A 20,931-nucleotide genomic window follows, 5' to 3' on the forward strand; every position below is an offset into this window, starting at 1 on the left:
GGCTCGCCGAGCCGGGCCGCGGCGTCCTGGAGCAGGAACGCCGTCATGAGCGCGATGTTCGTGTAGCGCGCGTCGACGCCGCGCGCGAGCGTGCCCTCGACGGCGCGCCGCAGCGCCTCGTCGACCCGGCGCCGGAGCCCGCCGTCGAGCGCCTCGGGGAACTCGGTCGCGACGACCACGAGCGTCGTCCCGACGAACTCGCGCCAGTTCGGGTCGTAGTCGCGCCACGCGGCGGAGCCGGGGCCCGGCACCGGCTCGTGCGGGCTGCGCCGCCACGTGCCGTGGAAGGGGGCGCCCGGCGCGTCGAGCTGGTGGTCCAGCACCCGCCCGAGAGCGTGGCGCGCGCGGTCGAGGTCCGCCTCGGCCCCGTCCCGCGCGGGGGCGTCGCGCACGAGGAGGCCGAGGGCGTACCAGGTGGTCTCGCGCACCAGGTGGCCGGCCGGCGCGTGCTCGTCGCCCACCGGCTCGGGGGCGCGGAGCAGGCCGACGGCCGGGTCCCACCGGTCGTCCATCCACTCCAGGGAGCGCGTCGTGAGGTCGCGGGCGTGCCGGGTCAGCCGGTCGGGTCGCATGGCCGATCACCCTAGGGACGCCGCGCCCCCACGGAAAGCGCCTGCCCGGCGGGTCGCCGCCTCAGGACAGGCAGAGGCAGAACGGGTGGCCGGCGGGGTCGGCGAACACGCGGAACGTGTCCTCGCCGCCCGGCAGCCGCTCCGCTCCGACGGCGAGCGCCGCCCGCTCGGCCTCGTCCAGGGTCTGCGGCCCCACGACGAGGTCGAGGTGCAGCTGCTGCGGGTGCGCCGGGTCGGGCCAGCGCGGGGGCCGGTAGCCCTCCACCTGCTGGAACAGCACGGCCTTCTCCCCGCCGAGCATCGCCATGCCCTCGGCGTCGTACACCACGGGGTCGCCGAGCACGCGCGACCAGAACGCGGCCGCCGCGGACGCGTCCGGAACGTCGAAGGTCACGCCCATCACCGTCAGGCCGTCGTTGTCGGGCGCGTGGCACAGGTCGAAGGGGTGCCCGGCCGGGTCGGCGAGGGTGGTCCACCCGGGGCTCTCGCGCAGGACGGTGGCGCCGAGCCCCACCGCGCGCCGCACGGCCGCGGCGACGTCGGGCACGCGCAGGTCGAGGTGCACCTGCTGCGGGTGCTCCTGGCCGGGCCACGCCGGCGGCACCAGGTCGGGCGCGGGCTGGAAGGCGAGCGACCACCCGTCGGGGGTGTCCACGGTGATCCAGTCCTCGCCGTACCCCTGGACGACCTCGCCGCCGGTCAGCTCGCGCCAGAAGTCCGCCGACGCCCGCGGGTCCGGGGCGTCGAACACCACCGCGTCCAGGGCCGCGACCCGTGTGCGCGTCGTCGTCTCGTCGCTCATGTGTCCTCCTCGCGTGGGCCCGGCCTCGGCACGTCGTCGTGGGGCCGGGGGTGCTCGACCAGCCTGCCGCGCCCCACCGACACCCGCAGCGGCCGGCGGCCAGGGGTGTACACGGCGGCCGGCCGGGGCGATCATGCTGCCCATCGCCGTCGGCCCCGGGAGCAGCCCATGATCGTCGCACCGTTCGGACGCTTCACCGAGGGGCGGGTGCCGGACCCCGGGATCGCGCGCCTCTTCACGCGGGAGAACCGTTGGCAGGCGCGCCTCGACGTGGAGGCGGCACTGGCGCTCGCGGAGGCCGACGCCGGCCTCATCCCCGCCGAGTCCGCCCGCGCCATCGCGCTCACGGCGCGGATCGAGAAGCTCGACGTGAAGCGGGTCCTCGCGGCGACGGCCGAGGCCAGTCACCCGCTCGTGCCGCTCATCGAGGAGTTCGCGCGGGCCGTCGGCTCCAAGCACGGCGGCTGGGTGCACTGGGGCGCGACCACGCAGAACATCACGCAGACCGCCGACGTGCTGGTGCTGCGCGACGCCCATCGCGCGGTGCTGCGCCAGCTCGGCCGCGTGCTGCGCTCGGCGGAGCGGCTCGCGACGTCCTCGGCCGCGCTGCCGATGGCGGGCCGCACCCACAGCCAGCACGCCGTGCCCGTGACGTTCGGGTTCAAGGTGGCGGTGTGGATCGACCAGCTGGCCGCGCACGCGGACCGGTTGGAGCGGCTCGACGAGCGGCTGTTCTGCGTGCTCATGGGCGGCGCGGCGGGCACGTTCGCGTCGTTCGGGGGCTCGGGGCGTGCGGTCGAGGCGGGCGTGGCGCGGCGGCTCGGCCTGCACCCGATGCGGGTGCCGTCGCGGTCGGTGAACGACGGCATCGTGGAGCTCGTGCTGGTGCTGGCGCAGCTCGCGGGCACGATCGGGAAGATCGGCAGGGACGTCTACACGCTGATGCAGCCGGAGTTCGCGGAGGCGTTCGAGCCGGTGCCGGAGGGCACGGTCGGCAGCTCGACGATGCCCCACAAGCGCAACCCGCAGCTCGCGCTGGACATGCAGACGATGTCGGCGGAGCTGCGCGCGCTCGCGGGCCCGGCGCTGGAGTCGATGCTGCACGACCAGGAGGCCAACGGCGCGATGACGGCCCTGCTGGAGGACGTGTCCGCCTCCGCGGCCGTGCTCGCGGGCGACATGCTCGCCCGGCTGGAGGTGGTGATGGACGGCCTCGACCTCGACCCGGACCGGATGCGCGCCAACATCCGGCTGTCCGAGGGCATGATCGGCTCGGAGTCCCTCATGCTCGCGCTCGGGGAGAAGATCGGGCGCCAGCGGGCGCACGACGTGGTCTTCGCGGTCGCGCAGGCGGCGGCGTCGGACGGCCGCCCGTTCCTCGAGCTGCTGCACGGCGACCCGGTGGTGAGCGGCGCGTTCGACGACGACGAGCTGCGCGCGCTGCTCGACCCGGCGGGCTACCTCGGCCTGAGCGTGGAGATCGCGCTGGACCTGGCCGCGTGCGCGGGCGAGGCCGCCGACAGGCTGGCGGCGCTTCCCGAGCGGATCCCCGTCGCGATCGGGAGCCAGCGTCCCGGCGAGGGGTGAATCGGCGCCGCGGGACCTTGCCCGCCCGGCGCCGGCCCGCGGCCGGTGCCATCGTGGGGAGATGGAACCCGTGCTCTCCCCGCGCGGACGGCGCGCCCGCCGGGCCGCGACCGTGGTGCTCGCCGTCGGCGCCCTCGTCCTGCTGGCCGCGTGCGCGGCCGGCCCGAACCCGGGGGTGGACACCTCCGCGATCGGCGGCCAGGGGCCGTACGGGTTCTGGTGGGGCCTGTGGCAGGGCATGATCCTGCCGGTCACGTTCTTCGTGTCCCTCTTCACCGACTCGGTGTCGATCTACGAGGTGCACAACAACGGCAACTGGTACGACGTCGGGTACGTCATCGGCATCTCGCTGGTCTTCGGCGGCCCGCTCGGCGCGCGCCGAGCCCGGCACTGAACCGTTCCCGGCGTCAGCCGTGCACGGCGTGCTCGTGCGCCGCGCGGGCGATGTTGCGCTGCATCCCGCCGAACACGACGCCGTGGAACGGGCTGATCCCCCACCAGTAGAGCTGCCCGGGCAGGCCGCGGGGCGAGAAGATCGCGCGCTGGCGGAACACGGGCCGGTCGCCGGGGCCGTCCTCGACCGAGAGCTCGAGCCACGCGAGGCCGGGGAGGCGCATCTCGGCGCGCAGGCGCAGCAGGCGACCGGGCACCACCTTCTCCACGCGCCACCAGTCGAGCGCGTCGCCGGGCTCGAGCCGGTGCGGGTGCCGGCGGCCGCGGCGCAGCCCCGGCCCGCCGAAGAGGCGGTCCAGCAGGCCCCGCGCCACCCAGCCGAGCCGCCAGGAGTACCAGCCGTGCGCCCCGCCGATGCCCTCGATCACCGACCAGAGCGACTCGCGGGTGGTGTCGACCTCGTGGGCCCGGTCGTCGACCAGCAGGCTGCCGCCGGCCCAGTCCGGGTCGTCCGGGAGCGGGTCGGACGGCGCCCCCTGCGTCGACGCGGAGCTCCAGCTGGTGCGCACGTCCAGGTCCCGGATCCGGGCCAGCGCGAGGGTGACCGCGTCGTCGAAGCCGATCAGCCCGCCCGGGGGGTCGGGGACGTAGGCCGCGATGTCGTGGTCGCGGGCCACGACCTCGTGGACCAGCGACCCCACGAGGGGGCGGGCGATCGCCGGCGGCACCGGGGTGACGAGCCCGACCCACAGGCTCGCCAGCCGCGGCGTCAGCACGGGGACGGCACCGATCACGCGCGGCCGCAGACCGGCGACGGCGGCGTAGCGCTGCATCATCCGGCGGTAGGTGAGCACGTCGGGGCCGCCGATGTCGAAGCCGCGGCTGACCGAGCCGGGGACCGTCGCCGCCCCGACCAGGTAGCGGAGCACGTCGCGGACCGCCACGGGCTGGATGCGGTTGTCGATCCACCGGGGCGCGACCATCACGGGCAGCCGCTCGGTGAGGTAGCGCATCATCTCGAACGACGCGCTCCCGGAGCCCAGGATCACCGCGGCCCGGAGCACGACCGTGGGCACGTCGCCGGCGAGCAGGATCTCCTCCACCTCCCGGCGGGAGCGGAGGTGGGGCGAGAGGTCGTCCGTGTCGGGGTACAGCCCGCCCAGGTAGACGACGCGGCGCAGCCCGGCCTCGGCGGCGGCGGCCGCGAACCCGGCGGCGGTGCGGCGGTCGGTGTCGGCGAACCCCGGCCCCGCACCGAGGGCGTGGATGAGGTAGTAGGCCACCTCCACGCCGTCCAGGGCGCGGCGCAGGTCACCGTGCGAGCCCGCGTCGCCGGTCACGACGTCGACGGCCTCGGCCCACTCGCGGGCGGCGAGCCGCTCGGGGTGCCGGGCGAGCACGCGGACGCGGTACCCGGCGGCGAGCAGCTCGGGCACGAGGCGCCCGCCGATGTAGCCGGTCGCCCCGGTGACCAGGACGAGGGGGGAGTCGGACGGCATGTGCCCACCTGCCTCTCGTGCGCGTGGGGCCGGTCGGCACGGATCGGCCACCCAAGTTGCTAGCCAGGCTAGCAATATTCGCACGGCGATGGCATCGTGGGGGACGGAGGCGCGGCCGTCCCGGCCCTGCCCTGACACGCACGTCCCAGGAGGTCCCATGGCGGGCACCCAGGCCGCCCCGCGGCTGCAGCAGGTCGCGGTCACCGCGAGCTTTCTGGTCTGCGTCGTGGGCTCGATGATCGGCGTGGGCGTCTTCGGCGGCACCCCGGTCTCCGAGGCCGCGGGCGGGGCGCTCGCCGCCGACGCCACCCTCGTGGCCCCGGCGTCGCCGGCCTTCTCGATCTGGACGGTCATCTACCTCGGGCTCGCCGGGTACACGCTCTTCCAGTGGCTCCCCGCGCACGCGGCCGACGACAGGCAGCGCCGCCTCCGCCTCCCCGTCGCCGCGACGATGCTGCTCAACGCGGCGTGGATCCTCGTGGTCCAGGCGGGCGCGCTGTGGTGGAGCGTGGCGGTCATCGCGGTGCTCCTGGCCGTGCTCGCCCGGACGTTCCTGGTCCTCGTGCGGACGCCGGCGACGGGGGCGGCCGAGAGGGTGCTCGTGGACGGGACGCTCGGCCTCTACCTGGGTTGGGTGTGCGTGGCCACGGTCGCGAACGTCGCGGCCGCCCTCGCCGCCGCGGGTTTCGCGGGCGGCGCGGTGACCCCCGACTGGTGGGCCGTGGGGATCCTCGCGGTCGTCGCGGGGATCGGCGTCGCCCTGGCGGTGCGCGGCGAGGGCCGGATCGCGGTCGCGGCGGCCCTCGCGTGGGGCCTGGTCTGGGTGGCGGTGGCCCGGGCCGACGGGCGGCCGCCCTCGACGCCGGCGATGGTGGCCGCGGTGGCGGCGGCGGTCGTCGTGCTCGGCGCGGCGGTCGTGCTGCGGGCGCGGGCGGCCGCGCCGGCGGCAGTCCGCTCCCGTGCGGTCCGGGAGCCGCGGCGCGAGGGCGACCGATGAGCGGGGGAGCCGGGCCCGAGGACCACGTGATCCTGGTCGGCGACGACGGCACCCACCTCGGTCGCGCGCCGCGCGCCACGGTGCACACGCGCGACACCCCGCTGCACCTCGGCTTCTCCTGCTACCTGTTCCGGCCCGACGGGCGCGTCCTCGTGACGCGGCGCGCGCTGACGAAGCGGACCTGGCCGGGCGTCTGGACCAACTCGTTCTGCGGGCACCCGCGGGAGGGCGAGTCGTGGGGCCAGGCCGTGCGCCGGCACGCCCGGCACGAGCTCGGGCTCGACGTCGCCACCACGGGCGAGCCGGTGCTGCCCTCGTTCCGCTACCGCGCGGTGGACGCCGGCGGCGTGGTCGAGAACGAGCTCTGCCCCGTGCTGCTCGCCACGACCGACCAGGAGCCCGTGCCGAACCCGGACGAGGTGATGGACCTGCGCTGGGTGGGCCCCGACGAGGTCGAGGGCCTCGTGGCGCTCGCGCCGTGGGCGCTGAGCCCGTGGATGGTCGCGCAGGTGCCGGAGCTGCGGTCCGTGGGCTGGACGGCGCCGGGCTGACCCGCCGTGGGCGCGCGTCGCCGGGCCCGCGGGGGTCAGGCGGACGTCTCGCCGACCACGGTGCCCGCGGCGTCGTCGGCCTCCGCCTCGGCCTCTGCGGCCATGGCGAGCAGGAACTCCTGGACGGCGGGGCGGCAGTGCGCCGGGACGGCCCGCGCGATCTCGAGCATGCGGTCGTGCACGTGGGTGAGGCGCTCGCGCACCTCGGCGTGGGCCGCCGCGGAGGCGACGACGACCACCGACCGGCGGTCGGACGGGTGCGGGTGCCGCTCGAGGTGGCCCGACGCGACCAGGCGGTCGAGCAGCTTCGTCGTGGAGGCGGTGGAGATCGCCAGGTACTCCGCGATCCCGCGCGGGGTCGCCGGGTCGCCCTGCTGCTGGCACGCGATGACGTGCTGGAGGGCGCGGAGGTCGGTGAGGTTCATCCCCATGTCGCGGCCGGCGCGGCGCCGCATCGACTCGTCGGAGCGGCGGAACGCGCGCAGGGCCTCGAGGAGGCGGCGCGGCTCCGCGTCCTGCGTCCCGTACCAGTAGGACGAGCCGTCTCCGGGTGCCTCGGTCACGCGCCCATCATACGACTACCTCCTGTGGCTAGTATCTTGCTAGGCTAGATACATTCCGGACGAGGAGGTGGAACGTGCCGCACTCGACTCCCGACGCCGTCGACCAGGTGGGTGGCGCCGTCGAGGGCGCGGTCGAGAGCCTGTTCGCCGCGGGCGACCGCCCCGACGGCACCCGCCTGTGGGGCGCGGTGCGGGGGACGAGCCACGGGGGCAAGCGGCTGCGGCCGCGGATCCTGGTGGAGGCCTACGACGCCCTCGCCGGCGCGGCGCCGCCCGAGCCGCGGGAGGTCGCGGTGCGCGTCGGCGCCGCCGTCGAGCTGCTCCACCACGCGTTCCTCGTGCACGACGACGTGATCGACGGCGCGGACACCCGCCGAGGCCGCCCGAACGTGGCCGGCGCGCACGCCGCGCAGGCGCTGGAGTCCGGGGCGAGCCCCCGGCAGGCCCGGGACTACGGCGCCGCCGCCGGCATCCTCGCCGGCGACCTGGCCCTCGCCGGGGCCGTCCGGGCCGTCGCGCTGTGCGGTGCGGCGCCCGCGACCACCGAGCGGCTCCTCGACGTCCTGGACGAGGCCATGCACCTCACGGCGGACGGCGAGCTCGCGGACGTCTGGCTCAGCCTCGGCTCCTCCTGCGCCGACCTCGACGAGGTGCTGCTCACGGCCGAGCGCAAGACGGCCGTGTACAGCTTCCAGCTCCCGCTGCGTGCGGCCGCGATCCTCGCGGGCCGCGACGACCTCGACGCCGGCGTCCAGCGCCTCGGCCGGGACCTGGGCGTCGCGTTCCAGCTCCGGGACGACCTCGACGGCGTGTTCGGCGACCCCGCGGAGACCGGCAAGAGCAACGCGTCCGACCTGCGCGAGGGCAAGTGCACCCCGCTCGTGGCGCTCGCGCGCGGGACCTGGGCGTGGGAGGAGCTGAGCACCGTGCTGGGCCGCCCCGACGCGGCGGAGCCCGAGCTGGACCGTGCGCGGGAGCTGCTCGCGGCCTGCGGCGCCCGCGCGGCGGTCGAGGCCCTCGCGAGGGTCCTCGAGCGCGACGCGGTCCGCCTCGGCGAGGAGTTCGGCCTGGGCGTCCTCGCCGCCCGCGTGGCCGGCCCCGTGCCCGACGACTCCCCGAGCGCCGCATGAGCGCCGTCCCGGCCGCCCGGACCGTCCGGCCCGCCACGGCAGACGTCCACGCCGCGCCGGCTCCCGCCGACGCCGCCGACACCGCCGACACCGCCGACACCGCCAACGCCGTCGGCCCTGCCGCCGACGACCTGTACGACGCCGTCGCGGTGCGTAGCGCCGCCGTCGTCATCCGGGCCTACTCGTCGTCCTTCGGCTGGGCCTGCCGTCTGCTCGGCGACCCCGTGCGCGACCCCGTGCGGACGGTGTACGCGCTGGTCCGGGTCGCGGACGAGATCGTCGACGACGTCCACCCCGGCCTCGGCGCCGCCGCGCGCGCCGAGCTGCTCGACGACCTCGAGCGCGAGGTCGCCCGCGCCACGGCGTGCGGTCGCAGCAGCAACCTCGTGGTCCACGCCTTCGCGCGGACGGCGCGGCAGTTCGGCATCGGGGACGACCTGGTGGCGCCGTTCTTCGCGTCGATGCGGGCGGACCTCACGGTTACCGCGCACGACGAGGCCAGCTTCGCGGCGTACGTGCACGGCTCGGCCGAGGTGGTGGGCCTCATGTGCCTGCGGGTGTTCGTCGCGGGGGACGACGCGGCCTACGACCGCCTCGCCCCGGGAGCCGCCCGCCTCGGCGCGGCGTTCCAGAAGGTCAACTTCCTGCGCGACCTGGCGGAGGACGTCGACGAGCGGGGCCGCTCGTACTTCCCCGGCCTCGACGTCGACACGTTCGACGACGACGACCGGGACCGGCTGCTCGCCGACGTCGACGCCGACCTGGCGGCCGCGGCCGTGGCGATCGACGGCCTGCCGCGCAGCTCACGGCGCGCGGTGCGGGCGGCCCACGACCTGTTCGCCGCGCTGTCCCGGCGGCTGGCCGAGACCCCCGCCGCCACGATCCGGCGCGAGCGCGTGCGCGTGCCCGGCCCGGTCAAGGCGCGGATCGTGGCCGGCGTCCTCGCGAGGGACGTGCTCCGGTGAGGGTCGTGGTGGTGGGGGCCGGGATCGCCGGGCTGGCGACGGCGGGGCTGCTCGCCCGCGACGGTCACGAGGTGGAGGTCCTGGAGCGGCATGCCGTCGTGGGCGGCCGGGCCGGCTCGTGGGAGCGGGACGGCTTCCGGTTCGACACGGGCCCGTCGTGGTACCTCATGCCGGAGGTGTTCGACCACTGGTTCCGGCTCATGGGGACCACCGCGGACGACGAGCTCGACCTCGTGGGGCTCGACCCGGCCTACCGGGTGTTCTTCGAGGGGCACGACCGGCCTCTCGACGTCTCGCCCGACCGGGCGGCCAACGTGGCGTCGTTCGAGGCGATCGAGCCGGGGGCGGGCGCGCGGCTGGAGCGCTACCTCGACTCCGCGCACGACACCTACGACATGGCCCTGCGGCACTTCCTGTACACGACGTTCGCGTCGTGGCGGCCGTTCGCCCACCGGGACGTCGCGGCGCGGTGGCACCGGCTGGTGCCCCTGCTCGGCGCGTCGCTCGCGCGCCGGGTCGCGGCGAGCTTCCAGGACGTGCGCCTGCGGCAGGTGCTGGGCTATCCCGCGGTCTTCCTCGGTTCCACGCCCGACCGGGCGCCGAGCATGTACCACCTGATGAGTGCCCTCGATCTCGACGGCGGCGTGCGCTACCCACTGGGGGGGTTCGCACGTGTGGTCGACGCGGTCGCGTCGCTCGCGGTCGGCGCAGGGGTCACCCTGCGCACCCGCGCCCGGGCGACCACGATCACCACCACGGCCGTCGGGGCCGCGCCGGGGGTGGTGCGGACCGGACTCCCCGTCCCCGGTCCGCGCCGCCCTCGGGCGTCGGTCACGGGCGTGCGGTGGGAGGACTCCGCCGGCAGGGCGCACCACGCCCCGGCGGACGTCGTGGTCACCGCCGCCGACCTGCACCACGTCGAGTCCGACCTGCTCCCGCCCGACCTGCGCGAGCGGTCGCCGGGGTGGTGGGCCCGGCGCGACCCCGGCCCGGGCGGCGTCCTGGTGATGCTGGGCGTGCGCGGCCGGGTGCCGCAGCTGCCGCACCACGCGCTGTTCTTCGCCGCGGACTGGGAGGAGAACTTCGGCGCGATCGCCGCCGGGCGCGTGCCCGACCCGGCGTCCCTGTACGTGTGCACGCCCTCGCGCACCGACCCGTCGGTCGCCCCGCCCGGGCACGAGAACCTGTTCCTGCTCGTCCCCGTGCCCGCGGACCCGGGCCTCGGCCGCGGCGGCGAGGATGGCATGGGCGACGCCGCGGTCGAGGCGGTCGCGGACGCCGCCATCGACCGGGTGGCGGCCTGGGCGGGCGTGCCGGACCTGCGCGACCGGATCGTCGTGCGGCGCACCGTCGGCCCGGGCGACTTCGCCGCCGACCTCTCGTCGTGGTCGGGCGGCATGCTCGGGCCGGCGCACACGCTCCGCCAGAGCGCGATGTTCCGGGCGGGCAACCGGTCGCGGCGGGTCGCGGGCCTGCTCCACGCCGGCGGCTCGACCATCCCGGGCGTCGGCCTGCCCATGTGCCTCATCAGCGCCGAGCTCGCCGTGAAGCGGGTCCGCGGGGACACGAGCGCCGACCCGCTCCCCGTGACCGGGCCGGCCCTCCACCCCTGGGAGTGATCGCCCTGCCCTGGACCTCGTTCCTCTACCTCGGGCTGCTGCTCGGCGCCCTGGCCTCGACCGTCGCCGTGGACCGCCGCGCGCGCCTCGTCCTGTTCTCCGCCACCCCGGGCCGCGGCGCGGCGGTGCTCGCCGCCGGCACTCTCGTGTTCCTCGCGTGGGACCTCGTCGCCATCGACCGGGGCTTCTACGCGCGCGGCGGGCCCGTCACGACCGGCGTCGAGCTCGCCCCGCACCTGCCGCTGGAGGAGCTGTTCTTCATCCTGTTCCTCTGCCACCTCACGCTCGTGCTCCACGGGCTCCTGCGGCGCGGCCTCGCGCGGCGCGCCGCCTCCCGGTCGGGGCCCGCCGGGCGGGACGCCGCCGCGGTCGTCCCCGCGCGGACGGGGGAGGGGCGATGACGTACGCCGGGCTCGGGGTCGCCGCCGTCGTGGGGGCGCTCGTCGTCGCGCTGGTGGCCACCGCGGTGCGGGGCCTCGGCGCGCGGTGGTGGGCGGCGACGGCGCTCGCCGCCGCCGGGCTCGTGGGGCTCACGGTCGTGTTCGACAGCCTCATGATCGCGGCCGACCTGTTCCGGTACGGCGAGACGGCGCTGCTGGGCGTGCGACTGTGGCTGACGCCGGTCGAGGACCTCGCGTGGCCGGTCGTGGCGGCGCTGCTGCTGCCGGCGCTCTGGGCGCTGGCCGGGGACGGGGAGAGCGCCGGCGAGCCCGTCGAGGAGAGGGGCGAGCGGTGACGCGGACGGTGGAGACCGGGGCGACGTCGGGGGCGACGTCGGGGGCGGCCGCGGCGTGGCGCCAGGTGCTGGGCTCGTCGCGCCCCGTGAGCTGGGTCAACACGGCGTACCCGTTCGCCGCCGCGTACCTGATGGCGGGCGGCACGGGGCGCGTCGGGGTGCCGGAGCTCGTGGTCGGCGCCCTCTACTTCCTCGTCCCGTACAACCTGCTGATGTACGGCCTGAACGACGTGTGGGACTACGAGTCCGACCTGCGCAACCCCCGCAAGGGCGGCATCGAGGGCGTCGTGCTGTCGCGCCGCTGGCACCGCCTCACCGTGCGGGCCGCGGTGCTGAGCAACGTCCCGTTCCTCGTCTACCTGGTCCTCGTGGGGGACGTGGCGTCGACCGCCGTGCTCGCGGTGAGCGTGTTCGCCGTCGTCGCCTACTCGGCGCCCGGGCTGCGGTTCAAGGAGCGCCCGGTGCTCGACTCGGCCACGTCAAGCACGCACTTCGTCAGCCCCGCCGTGTTCGGGCTGGCGCTGGCGGGCGCCGCGCCCACCGGGCCGGTGCTCGCCGCCCTGGCCGGGTTCTTGCTGTGGGGCATGGCGTCGCAGGCGTTCGGCGCCGTGCAGGACGTCGAGGCGGACCGGGCGGCCGCCATCGGCTCGGTCGCCACGTGGCTGGGCGCCGCCCGCACCGTGCGCGGGGCAATGGCGCTCTACGCCGCCGCCGGCCTCGTGCTCCTGCTGGGCGGTCCGCCCGTTGCTTGGGCCGCCGTCCTGGTCGTGCCGTACGTCGTGAGCATCGCGCCCTACCGCAGCCTGCCCGACTCCCGCTGCGAGGAGGCCCACGCCGGGTGGCGGCGGTTCCTGTGGCTCAACCTCGTGACGGGGTTCCTCGTCACCCAGCTGCTCATCGCCGTCGCCATGGGCTGGCTCTGACCGGGCGACGAGCCGGCCGCGGGGTCTTGCCCTCGGCCTGAACACGTGTTTAGTCTGTTGAACATGCGTTCAGTCGATACCGCCGCCGAGGAGGTGGCCGAGCCCCGGGGGGCCGTCGTGCCGCCGTCGGACGGCAGCGCGCGGTCGCGGATCCTCGACGCCGCGGTGCTGCGGTTCGCCCGGTCGGGCCTCGGCGCTTCGGTCCGCACGATCGCCGCCGACGCGGGCGTGAGCCCCGCGCTCGTCATCCACCACTTCGGGTCCAAGGAGAAGCTGCACGCCGCGTGCGACGAGCACGTCCTCGCCTGGATCCGCGCCGTCAAGCGCGACTCGATCGGCCGGGCCGCGTCGGGCCGCTTGCTCGAGGTGCTCGCCGAGTCCGACCAGTACAGCCCCCTCGTGGGCTACGTGCTCCGCTCGCTCCAGGCGGGCGGCACCGTCGGCCGCGAGTTCACCGAGCACATGATCGCGGACGCGCAGGAGTACACGGCCGAGGCCGTGCGTGACGGCGTCGTGCGGCCCAGCCGCGACGAGGCGGGCCGGATCCGCTACCTCGTCTACTCCTCCCTCGGCGCGCTGATGCTGTCCGTCGCGCTCGACCCGCCCGACGACCCCGAGGACCTCGGCACCACGATGCGCCGCTTCATGGGGGAGCTGTACCTGCCGATGCTCGAGCTCTACACCGAGGGCTTCCTCACCACCCGTCGCATGCTCGACGACTACCTCCTGTACGTGCCGGACCCGCCGCCCGGGGCGAGCGCCCCCACCGACGGAACCCCCACCCACGACGAAGAGGAACCATGACCACCACGGCTGCACCCACCGCGGGCACCGCCACGGGCACGCCCGCGATCGAGATCCACGACCTGCGTAAGACCTTCGGCACCGTCCAGGCCCTGGACGGGCTGAACCTGACCGTCGAGCACGGCCAGGTCGCCGGCTTCCTCGGCCCGAACGGCGCCGGGAAGTCCACCACCATCCGCGTGCTGCTGGGCCTGCTGCGCTCCGACTCGGGCAGCGCGCGGATGCTCGGCGGCGACCCCTGGCGGGACGCCGTCGCGCTGCACCGCCGCCTCGCGTACGTCCCCGGCGACGTCTCGCTGTGGCCCAACCTCACCGGCGGCGAGGCCATCGACTACCTCGCCCGCCTGCGCGGCAAGCCCGACCGGAAACGGAAGGCCGAGCTGCTCGAGCGGTTCGAGCTCGACCCCACCAAGAAGGCGCGCACCTACTCCAAGGGCAACCGGCAGAAGGTCGCGCTCGTCGCGGCGTTCGTCTCCCAGGTCGACCTGCTGGTGCTCGACGAGCCCACCTCCGGCCTCGACCCCCTCATGGAGGCGGTGTTCACCGAGCAGGTGCGGCAGGCGAAGGCCGCCGGCACGTCCGTGCTCCTGTCGAGCCACATCCTCAGCGAGGTCGAGAAGGTCTGCGACACCGTGACGATCATCCGCGGCGGCCGCGACGTCGAGTCGGGCACGCTCGACGACCTGCGCCACCTCACCCGCTCCAGCGTCACCGCCGTCGTCGACGGCGACCCGTCCGCGATCGCCACCATGGCCGGCGTGCACGACCTCGCCGCCGCGCCGAACGGCGTCGGCACCCGCGTGACCTTCGACGTCGACAACTCCGAGATGGGCACCGTGCTGCCCGCGGTCAGCGCGCTGGGCGTGCACTCCTTCACCGCGCAGCCGCCGTCGCTGGAGGAGCTGTTCATGCGGCACTACGGCGACGAGCTCGCCGCCGACGGCGTCGAGGTCTCCGGCGCCCAGGACAAGGCGGGCGCGCGCAGCAGGGCGGGCGCGCGATGAGCGCCGTCCTGGCTGCCCCGCCCCTCACTGCCCCGGTGCGCGGGGGGACCACCCTCACGGGCACGTGGAGCCTGGTGCGCTTCATCCTGCGCCGCGACCGCGTGCGGCTGCTGGTCTGGTCGCTCGCGATCCCGGCGCTGTACGTCGCCTCGCTCGCCGAGTACACGACGATGGCGGACGACCCCGCCGGGATGCAGGCCCGCGCGGCCCTCGTGCAGACGCCCGCCATGGTGTCGATGACGGGGCCCGGCTACGGCACCGACCACTACACGGTGGGCGCGGCCGTCTCGAACGAGCTCGTGCTGTGGATGGTGCTCGCCCTCGCCGTCATGAGCATCATGCAGGTGGTGCGCCACACCCGCGCCGAGGAGGAGTCCAGCCGCTCGGAGCTGGTCCGCGCGGCCGCCGTGGGCCGTCACGCCGCCGTCGTCGCGGCGCTCGTCGTGGTGCTGTTCGTCAACCTCGTCGTCGCCGCGCTGTCCTCCGCGGTGCTGATCGGCAACGGCCTCGAGGCGGTCGACTCGATCGCGCTCTCCCTCGGCGTCGCCATGAGCGCCATGACCTTCGGCGCGATCGCGCTGGTCGCGGCGCAGGTCACCGAGCACTCCCGCGGCGCGACCGGCCTGTCGATGGCGGCCCTCGGCGCCGCGTTCACGCTGCGGACCATCGGCGACATGCAGCAGCAGCACGGGAGCTGGGTGTCCTGGCTCTCGCCGATCGCGTGGGCCCAGCAGATGCGCGCCTACGTGGACCTGCGCTGGTGGCCGGCCGCCCTCGGCGCCGTCGCCATCGTGCTCCTGCTGGTGCTGGCCTCCGCGCTCGCCTCGCGCCGCGACTTCGGCGCCGGACTCGTGCCGGACCGCGGCGGCCGGGCCGACGCCCGGGCGTCCCTGCGGTCCCCGTCGGCGCTCGTCTGGCTGCAGCAGCGCATGGCCCTGCTGTGGACGGCGCTCGGCCTCGCCTTCATGTGGTTCGCGACCGGCACGATCGTCAACCAGGTCCCGTCGATGACGGAGTCGCTCGCCGACAACCCGGTCTACGCCAGCGTGCTGGGCACCGGCGAGGTCACGAAGGCCTTCGTCGGGATCATCCTCCTGTACGCCGCGCTCGGTGCGGCCGCCTACGGCATCGTCGCGGCCCTGCGCGCCAAGACGGAGGAGGACGCCGGGCGGGCGGAGTACGCGCTCGCGACGCCGGTCTCCCGCGGCCGCTGGCTCGGGGCGAACCTCGGCGTGACGTCCGTGGGCACCGTCGTCGTGCTGGTCACCGGCGTCGTCGCCCTGGCCGGGGGCGCGGCCGTCGCCGGCACCACCGACGTGACGTTCTGGGAGGTCACCGGAGCCGGGCTGCTCTACCTGCCGGCGCTGGCAGTCTTCGTGGGCTTCGCCGCGGCGCTGTTCGCCTGGGCGCCCCGGGCGTCGTCGCTCGTGTGGCTCCTGCTGGAGTACACGATCGTCGTCGGGCTGTTCGCCGACCTGTTCCACCTGCCGGACTGGGCCCGCCGGATCTCCCCGTTCTGGTGGGTGCCGAACTCCATGACCGACGACGTCGACGGGGCGCACGTCGGCGGGCTGTGCGCCGTGGCCGCCGTGCTGCTGGTGCTCGCGTTCGTCGGCTTCCGGCGGCGGGACGTCGCCACGAAGTGACGCGTCGGGGGTCGCGGCCGGCTCGGGTTACCGTGGTCGGTCGTGACCACCCCCACGGACGACGCCGCGCCGACCGCCGACAGGCCGTCGGGCGCCCTGGCCCACGGCCTGCGCACCCGCCACCTGACGATGATGGGCCTCGGCTCCGCGATCGGGGCGGGCCTGTTCCTGGGCTCCGGCGTCGGCGTCGCGACGGCGGGGCCGGCCGTCCTCGTCAGCTACGCCATCGCGGGCGCGCTCGTCGTGCTGGTGATGCGGATGCTCGCGGAGATGGCGTCCGCGCTGCCGGCGTCCGGGTCGTTCTCCGTCTACGCGGAGGCGGCGCTCGGCAGGTGGGCCGGCTTCCTGCTGGGCTGGCTGTACTGGTTCACGCTGATCATGGTGCTGGGCGTCGAGGTGACCGGCGTGGCCGGGATCGTCAGCGGCTGGTGGCCCGACGTGCCGCAGTGGGTCGTGGCGGCCGTGGTGGTCCTCGTGCTGGGCGGCATCAACCTCGTGGGCGTGCGGCAGTTCGGCGAGTCGGAGTTCTGGTTCGCGGCGATCAAGGTGGCCGCGATCCTCGCGTTCCTCGTGGTGGGCGTGCTCATCGTGGTCGGCGTCGTCCCCGTGACGGGCAGCGTGCTGGGCCACTGGGCCGAGCACGGCGGCTTCGCCCCCGCCGGCTGGGCGGGCGTCGCGGCGGGCCTGCTCACCGTCGTCTTCGCGTTCGGCGGCATCGAGATCGTCGCGATCGCCGCCGCCGAGGCCCGCGACCCGCGGACCGCCGTCGCCCGCGCCACCCGCACCATCGTGTGGCGCATCCTGCTGTTCTACGTGGGCTCGGTCGCGATCATCGTCGCGCTCATCCCGTGGGACGACGCCGCGGCCCTCGCGTCCCCGTTCGTGTCCGTGCTGCAGCTCGCGGGGTTCGAGAACGGCGCGCGGCTCATGGAGGTCGTCGTGGTGCTCGCGCTGCTCAGCGCGTTCAACGCGAACGTCTACGGCACGTCGCGCATGCTCTTCTCCCTCGGCCAGCGCCGCGACGCGCCCGCCGCCACGACCAGCGTGTCCCGCCGCGACGTGCCGTGGGTGGCCGTGCTGGTCTCCGTGTTCTTCGGCGTCGTCGCGGTGCTGCTCAACTGGCTGCTGCCCGCGCAGCTCCTCACGATCCTGCTCAACGCCGTCGGCTCCGCGCTGTTCGTCGTGTGGCTGCTCATCACCGTCTCGCAGCTGCGCCTGCGGCCCCGGCTCGAGGCCGATGCCGCGCGCTCCGGCGAGCCGCTGCGGCTGCGGATGTGGGCCTTCCCGTACCTCACCTGGGTCACCCTGGCGGGGCTCGTCGCCCTGGCGGGGCTCATGCTGTCCGACCCGGCCGCGCGCGCCCAGCTCGCCGCGACCGCCGGGCTGGTCGTCGTGATCCTCGCGGTCTACGCCGTCACGCGTCGGGCGCGCTCGGCGCCGTAGTCCCCGGGGGTGCGGCATCCGGCTTCGACGGCCGGATCGTGGGCACGTCGCCGACGATCGGGATCGGTCGCCGGTGGAACGGGAAGCCGTACCGGGTCACCAGGCCGGCGAGCGTCGTGACGCGGTTGCGGGGCCCGACGAGCGACATGATGTGCACGAACAGCCACACGAGCCAGGCGAGCCCGGCCGTGAGCCGCAGCTTCCTCGACGTCACGGGCAGCGTGATCTCGGCGATCGCGGCCCGGCGCCCGATGACCGCCATCGTGCCCTTGTCGTGGTACCGGAGCGGCTCGGTGGCCTGGCCCTCGAGGATCGCGAGGATGTTGCGCGCCACCTGCTGGCCGCCCTGGATGGCCGGCTGGGCGAGCTGCGGCAGCCAGTCGGGGGTCTCGGCGATGTCGCCGACCGCGAAGACGCCGGGCCGCCCCTCGACCTGCAGGTCCGCGCCGACGGCGATGCGGCCGCCGCGCCGGCGGGGCAGGTCCCAGTCGTCCACCTCGGGGTGCGGGCCCACGCCCGCGGACCACACCGTGAGGTCGGCGTGGAGGCTGGTCCCGTCGGTGAGGACCACGGCCCCGGGCCGCACCTCCGCGACGCCCGCACCCAGGTGCAGCTTCACGCCGCGGTGGCCCAGCTCCTTGGCGGCGTACTCGCGCAGCGTCGGGTGGAACGACTTGAGCAGGTCGGTGCCGCGCTGCACCACGGTGATCTCGAACGCGTCGCCGTGGATCTCGGGGTAGGCCGGCGCGAGCCCGGCGGTGCGCAGCTCGGCGAGCGCGCCCGCCACCTCGACGCCGGTGGCGCCGCCGCCCACGACGACGACGCGCAGGCCCTCGTCGGTCCCGGGGGTGAACGCCGACCGCTCCAGCCGGATGAAGAGCTGGTCGCGGATCCGCAGCGCCTGCGAGCGGGAGTACATGCCGAGCGCGTTCTCCTTGGCGCCGGGCGTGTCGAAGAAGTTCACCGTGACGCCGTTGGCGAGCACGAGGAAGTCGAACGAGATCTCCTCGTCGTTGGCGAGGCGGATGGTGCGGGCGTCGTGGTCCACGCCCACCAGGTGCTCGTGCAGCACGCGCAGGTTCTTCTGCTTCAGGCGCAGCCCGCGCAGCCAGTAGGTGACGTCGCCCGCGTTCAGCCCGCCGGTGGCGACCTGGTAGAGCAGCGGCTGGAACGTGTTGTACACGCGGCGCTCGACCAGGGTGACGCGGACGGGCGCCTTCGCGAGGGCCTTCACCACCGCGAGGCCACCGAACCCTCCGCCGACGACGACGACATGGGGGAGGTCGGTGCGTTCGCTCACGGGACCACGGTAGGTGACCGGCGACCCCGGGGCCCGCCGCCCGCGGTGTGAGGTGCGCCGTCCGGCCTGAGACGATGGGCGCGTGCCCGAGCTCCTCGCCGTCTGCCGCGTCCACGCCCTCCTGCCCGACGCCGGGACGGTGGGCGTCACCGCCATCGACAAGCGCCCCGTCGAGGGCCGGGTCAAGGCCCGTCCGTACGGCCTGTACGCGGACGTCCAGGCGGACCGTGCCAACCACGGCGGCCTCGACCAGGCGGTCTACGCGTACTCCCAGGAGGACGCCGAGGCGTGGGGCGTCGAGCTCGGCCGCGAGGTCACGCCCGGCCTGTTCGGCGAGAACCTGCGCACCCGCGGCCTCGAGGTGAGCCGCGCCGTCATCGGCGAGCAGTGGCGCGTGGGCTCGGCCCTCCTCGAGGTGACGCAGGCCCGCACGCCCTGCCAGACGTTCGCCCGCCGCCTCGGCTCGCCGCCGCGCTGGGTGCGCCGGTTCACGCAGGCGAACCGGACCGGCACGTACCTCCGCGTCGTCGAGAACGGCGACCTGGGTGCCGGGGACGAGGTGGAGGTCGTGCGCCGGCCCGCGCACGGCGTCACCGTGGCCGACTGGTTCGGGGCGTACAACCGGCTGGACGGCGCGGCCGCGCTCGCCGACGTCGCGAAGGCCCTGCTGGTGGCCCACGACGACGGCGAGCTGCGGCTCAGCGACGAGATGCGGGAGCGGGCCGAGCAGGCTCTGCGGGGCTGACGACCGCCGCGGCGTCCGGCTCCAGGGCGCCGTACCGGTGACCGGCGTACCCCCAGACCGCGAGGGCGAGCGTGGGCCCCCAGAACCACGCGGGGAAGTACAGGGCGGCGGTGGCGCCCATGAGGAGGAGCATCGGGACGGCGGCGCCGCAGAGCATGACGGCGACGATCCCGCCGGGCACGATGGCGGCCGCGGGCGGCACCGGCCGGCCGGCGCGGCGGCCGAACCAGCGGGGCAGCCGCTCGCCCCACGGCAGGATCAGGCCGAGCGTGAGCACGACGCCGAGCCAGGCGCCGGACGAGAGCGACAGGCCCTGGATCTTCACCGCCAGCGTCAGCTCCTCGGCGTTGCCGAGCTGCGGCCACGGGGTCAGCCAGCTGGCACGGGCGAGCGCGTAGGGCAGCGGCCCGAGCGCCGCGAGGATCGTGAACAGCCGCCGGTGCCGGGTCACCCAGGCGGTGGCGGTCCGCAGCGACCCGCGCTGCCAGGCGCGCACGGCGACGAGCCCGCCCCACGCGGCCGCCGTCGCGAGGGGCAGCAGCACCGACGGCATGGCCCACGGCTCGCGCGCGAGCCCCGACGAGACGGCGCCCGCCCAGGTGGCGAACGCGTCGCGGCCGACCACGATGCCGACGACGGCGAGGACGGCGGCGGCGGCGAGCGGGAGCCGCCACGCGGGGCGGTTGCGGAACACCTGCACGCCCGCCCACACGGCGAGGACCGGGACGGCGAACGAGACGAGGTACCCGGCCGCGGGGAGCGTGCCGGAGCCCTGGGCGAGGAGGCCGAAGGCCACGGCCTCGACGACGCCGACCGGTGCGACCAGACGCCCGGCGACGCGGGCGGTGGGGCCGGCGAGCGCGGCCGCGGCGACCACGGCGCCGAGCAGCGCCGCCGCGAGCAGCAGCAGGACCAACGAGGTCGCGGGGACGAGCTCCGCGCCGAGCATGCGCCCGTCCGGGAGCAGCGGGTCGATCTCGGGCCGGGCGGCGAACCAGCCGAGCATGACCGCCGTGGCGGCGGACGCCACGAGCGCGGCGGCCGCGAGCCTGCGGTCCGGCGGCGGAGCCTCGGCGTGCCCCGGGTCGGGGCGGGGGAGGTCGTGCCGGGGAAGTTCCCTGGGGGCGGTCGGGCTGGTCATCGTGCTGCCTCCGGTCGTGGGGTGCGTGTGCTCCCACGCTCCCGCCGGCCCGGTGCCCGGAACCTCCCCCGGACGGGGGAACGGGGTCCCCCGCGCACGGGAACGGCGTCCGCGGGTCGCTCCCGGCCAGGACGGCGGTTCCTCTTGTGGAGGGGTGTCGGGGCGGCTACTCTCGAACACATGTTCGAAGACGATGGCGCGAGCGTCGCGCCGCCCGCGGCCGGTCGCCGTCGTCCTCGGGCACCCGGCTCCGGCGCGACCCGTGCCCCGGTCGCGCCGGAGCCGCACTCGTCGCGCGCACCGCTCGTCACGGCGGGGGGGGGGCCGGGTTTACTAAGACACCAGCCCCGGCGGGTGGGCGCGCCCGCGGGCGCCCCCGGGGGGGCCCCCCCCCCCGGGGGGGGGGCGCCCCGGCCCCCCCCGCCCCCCGGGTCGGAGGCGGGCAGCGCGCCCGCGCCAGCCCCGCGGGGGGCGCGGGGGGCGCGCAACGCGCCGGCCCGAAGGGGGCGCG

General features: G+C 75.8%; 21 protein-coding genes. 15 read left to right on the top strand and 6 right to left on the bottom strand.

The features are described from left to right. Both ACFU5J_RS02950 and ACFU5J_RS02955 read right to left on the bottom strand, forming a co-directional pair. Positions 1–572, bottom strand: a 572-nt coding sequence (locus tag ACFU5J_RS02950; protein WP_430577762.1) for a hypothetical protein, incomplete at its 3' end; no start/stop codon positions are given. 61 nt (positions 573–633) lie between these two features. Then, positions 634–1,374, bottom strand: coding sequence for a VOC family protein (locus ACFU5J_RS02955; protein WP_430577763.1), 741 nt, complete (start codon positions 1,372–1,374; stop codon positions 634–636). A 168-nt stretch (positions 1,375–1,542) separates the two neighbouring features. Here ACFU5J_RS02955 and ACFU5J_RS02960 point away from each other — a divergent pair, with 168 nt between their 5' ends. Both ACFU5J_RS02960 and ACFU5J_RS02965 read left to right on the top strand, forming a co-directional pair. After that, positions 1,543–2,961, top strand: coding sequence for an adenylosuccinate lyase family protein (locus tag ACFU5J_RS02960; protein ID WP_430573907.1), 1,419 nt, complete (start codon positions 1,543–1,545; stop codon positions 2,959–2,961). A 61-nt stretch (positions 2,962–3,022) separates the two neighbouring features. Further along, positions 3,023–3,355, top strand: a complete 333-nt coding sequence (locus ACFU5J_RS02965; protein ID WP_430577764.1) for a hypothetical protein — start codon at positions 3,023–3,025, stop codon at positions 3,353–3,355. Positions 3,356–3,368: 13 nt separating this feature from the next. Here the strand turns inward: ACFU5J_RS02965 and ACFU5J_RS02970 are convergent, their stop codons facing one another. Next, positions 3,369–4,853 carry an SDR family oxidoreductase gene (locus tag ACFU5J_RS02970; protein WP_430577765.1) on the bottom strand — a complete coding sequence of 495 codons (1,485 nt, stop codon included), beginning with the start codon at positions 4,851–4,853 and terminating at the stop codon, positions 3,369–3,371. A 157-nt stretch (positions 4,854–5,010) separates the two neighbouring features. Here ACFU5J_RS02970 and ACFU5J_RS02975 point away from each other — a divergent pair, with 157 nt between their 5' ends. Then, on the top strand, positions 5,011–5,850 hold the full coding sequence (locus ACFU5J_RS02975) for a tryptophan-rich sensory protein (RefSeq protein WP_430577766.1): 840 nt from the start codon (positions 5,011–5,013) through the stop codon (positions 5,848–5,850). Next, positions 5,847–6,401, top strand: a complete 555-nt coding sequence (idi, locus tag ACFU5J_RS02980) for an isopentenyl-diphosphate Delta-isomerase (protein ID WP_430577767.1) — start codon at positions 5,847–5,849, stop codon at positions 6,399–6,401. Before ACFU5J_RS02975 ends, idi begins: the two co-directional genes overlap by 4 nt. Positions 6,402–6,436: 35 nt before the next feature. On the opposite strand, the gene ACFU5J_RS02985 is transcribed toward idi, so the two are convergent. Then, a complete protein-coding gene (locus tag ACFU5J_RS02985) occupies positions 6,437–6,964 on the bottom strand; it encodes a MarR family winged helix-turn-helix transcriptional regulator (RefSeq protein ID WP_430573912.1) in 528 nt (175 codons plus the stop codon). A 74-nt stretch (positions 6,965–7,038) separates the two neighbouring features. On the opposite strand from ACFU5J_RS02985, the gene ACFU5J_RS02990 reads away from it, so the two are divergent. From ACFU5J_RS02990 to ACFU5J_RS03035, 10 genes are all read left to right on the top strand, one after another. Continuing rightward, positions 7,039–8,094: a polyprenyl synthetase family protein gene (locus tag ACFU5J_RS02990; RefSeq protein ID WP_430577768.1), complete on the top strand. Its 1,056-nt coding sequence runs from the start codon at positions 7,039–7,041 to the stop codon at positions 8,092–8,094. Then, complete coding sequence (locus ACFU5J_RS02995; protein ID WP_430577769.1) at positions 8,091–9,059, top strand: phytoene/squalene synthase family protein; 969 nt, start codon at positions 8,091–8,093, stop codon at positions 9,057–9,059. The genes ACFU5J_RS02990 and ACFU5J_RS02995 overlap by 4 nt, the downstream gene beginning before the upstream one ends. Then, positions 9,056–10,678 carry a phytoene desaturase family protein gene (crtI, locus tag ACFU5J_RS03000; protein WP_430577770.1) on the top strand — a complete coding sequence of 541 codons (1,623 nt, stop codon included), beginning with the start codon at positions 9,056–9,058 and terminating at the stop codon, positions 10,676–10,678. Before ACFU5J_RS02995 ends, crtI begins: the two co-directional genes overlap by 4 nt. After that, on the top strand, positions 10,675–11,079 hold the full coding sequence (locus tag ACFU5J_RS03005) for a lycopene cyclase domain-containing protein (protein ID WP_430577771.1): 405 nt from the start codon (positions 10,675–10,677) through the stop codon (positions 11,077–11,079). The genes crtI and ACFU5J_RS03005 overlap by 4 nt, the downstream gene beginning before the upstream one ends. Beyond that, a complete protein-coding gene (locus tag ACFU5J_RS03010) occupies positions 11,076–11,414 on the top strand; it encodes a lycopene cyclase domain-containing protein (RefSeq protein WP_430577772.1) in 339 nt (112 codons plus the stop codon). Before ACFU5J_RS03005 ends, ACFU5J_RS03010 begins: the two co-directional genes overlap by 4 nt. Next, positions 11,411–12,337: a prenyltransferase gene (locus ACFU5J_RS03015; protein ID WP_430577773.1), complete on the top strand. Its 927-nt coding sequence runs from the start codon at positions 11,411–11,413 to the stop codon at positions 12,335–12,337. Before ACFU5J_RS03010 ends, ACFU5J_RS03015 begins: the two co-directional genes overlap by 4 nt. Before the next feature lie 63 nt (positions 12,338–12,400). Beyond that, complete coding sequence (locus ACFU5J_RS03020) at positions 12,401–13,141, top strand: TetR family transcriptional regulator (protein ID WP_430577774.1); 741 nt, start codon at positions 12,401–12,403, stop codon at positions 13,139–13,141. After that, complete coding sequence (locus ACFU5J_RS03025) at positions 13,138–14,145, top strand: ATP-binding cassette domain-containing protein (RefSeq protein WP_430577775.1); 1,008 nt, start codon at positions 13,138–13,140, stop codon at positions 14,143–14,145. Before ACFU5J_RS03020 ends, ACFU5J_RS03025 begins: the two co-directional genes overlap by 4 nt. A 35-nt stretch (positions 14,146–14,180) precedes the next feature. Beyond that, positions 14,181–15,791: an ABC transporter permease gene (locus ACFU5J_RS03030; RefSeq protein ID WP_430577776.1), complete on the top strand. Its 1,611-nt coding sequence runs from the start codon at positions 14,181–14,183 to the stop codon at positions 15,789–15,791. A 42-nt stretch (positions 15,792–15,833) separates the two neighbouring features. Further along, positions 15,834–17,234 carry an amino acid permease gene (locus tag ACFU5J_RS03035; RefSeq protein ID WP_430577777.1) on the top strand — a complete coding sequence of 467 codons (1,401 nt, stop codon included), beginning with the start codon at positions 15,834–15,836 and terminating at the stop codon, positions 17,232–17,234. Here the strand turns inward: ACFU5J_RS03035 and ACFU5J_RS03040 are convergent. Then, positions 17,206–18,534, bottom strand: coding sequence for an NAD(P)/FAD-dependent oxidoreductase (locus tag ACFU5J_RS03040; protein WP_430577778.1), 1,329 nt, complete (start codon positions 18,532–18,534; stop codon positions 17,206–17,208). The genes ACFU5J_RS03035 and ACFU5J_RS03040 overlap by 29 nt on opposite strands. An 82-nt stretch (positions 18,535–18,616) precedes the next feature. Between ACFU5J_RS03040 and ACFU5J_RS03045 the strand changes: the two genes are divergently transcribed. Next, on the top strand, positions 18,617–19,279 hold the full coding sequence (locus ACFU5J_RS03045; RefSeq protein WP_430577779.1) for an MOSC domain-containing protein: 663 nt from the start codon (positions 18,617–18,619) through the stop codon (positions 19,277–19,279). On the opposite strand, the gene ACFU5J_RS03050 is transcribed toward ACFU5J_RS03045, so the two are convergent. Beyond that, a complete protein-coding gene (locus ACFU5J_RS03050) occupies positions 19,233–20,420 on the bottom strand; it encodes a hypothetical protein (RefSeq protein ID WP_430577780.1) in 1,188 nt (395 codons plus the stop codon). The two genes, ACFU5J_RS03045 and ACFU5J_RS03050, sit on opposite strands and share 47 nt — an antisense overlap. Positions 20,421–20,931 lie beyond the last annotated feature (511 nt).

The organism is Isoptericola sp. NPDC057559 (assembly GCF_042801555.1).
Classification (GTDB): Bacteria; Actinomycetota; Actinomycetes; order Actinomycetales; family Cellulomonadaceae; genus Isoptericola.

Excerpts from the sequence above, each read along its gene's own strand:
- ACFU5J_RS02955 (WP_430577763.1), bottom strand. The coding sequence starts at position 1,374 with ATGAGCGACGAGACGACGACGCGCACACGGGTCGCGGCCCTGGACGCG.
- ACFU5J_RS02960 (WP_430573907.1), top strand. The coding sequence starts at position 1,543 with ATGATCGTCGCACCGTTCGGACGCTTCACCGAGGGGCGGGTGCCGGAC.
- ACFU5J_RS02965 (WP_430577764.1), top strand. The coding sequence starts at position 3,023 with ATGGAACCCGTGCTCTCCCCGCGCGGACGGCGCGCCCGCCGGGCCGCG.
- ACFU5J_RS02970 (WP_430577765.1), bottom strand. The coding sequence starts at position 4,853 with ATGCCGTCCGACTCCCCCCTCGTCCTGGTCACCGGGGCGACCGGCTAC.
- ACFU5J_RS02975 (WP_430577766.1), top strand. The coding sequence starts at position 5,011 with ATGGCGGGCACCCAGGCCGCCCCGCGGCTGCAGCAGGTCGCGGTCACC.
- idi (WP_430577767.1), top strand. The coding sequence starts at position 5,847 with ATGAGCGGGGGAGCCGGGCCCGAGGACCACGTGATCCTGGTCGGCGAC.
- ACFU5J_RS02995 (WP_430577769.1), top strand. The coding sequence starts at position 8,091 with ATGAGCGCCGTCCCGGCCGCCCGGACCGTCCGGCCCGCCACGGCAGAC.
- ACFU5J_RS03010 (WP_430577772.1), top strand. The coding sequence starts at position 11,076 with ATGACGTACGCCGGGCTCGGGGTCGCCGCCGTCGTGGGGGCGCTCGTC.
- ACFU5J_RS03020 (WP_430577774.1), top strand. The coding sequence starts at position 12,401 with ATGCGTTCAGTCGATACCGCCGCCGAGGAGGTGGCCGAGCCCCGGGGG.
- ACFU5J_RS03025 (WP_430577775.1), top strand. The coding sequence starts at position 13,138 with ATGACCACCACGGCTGCACCCACCGCGGGCACCGCCACGGGCACGCCC.
- ACFU5J_RS03050 (WP_430577780.1), bottom strand. The coding sequence starts at position 20,420 with ATGACCAGCCCGACCGCCCCCAGGGAACTTCCCCGGCACGACCTCCCC.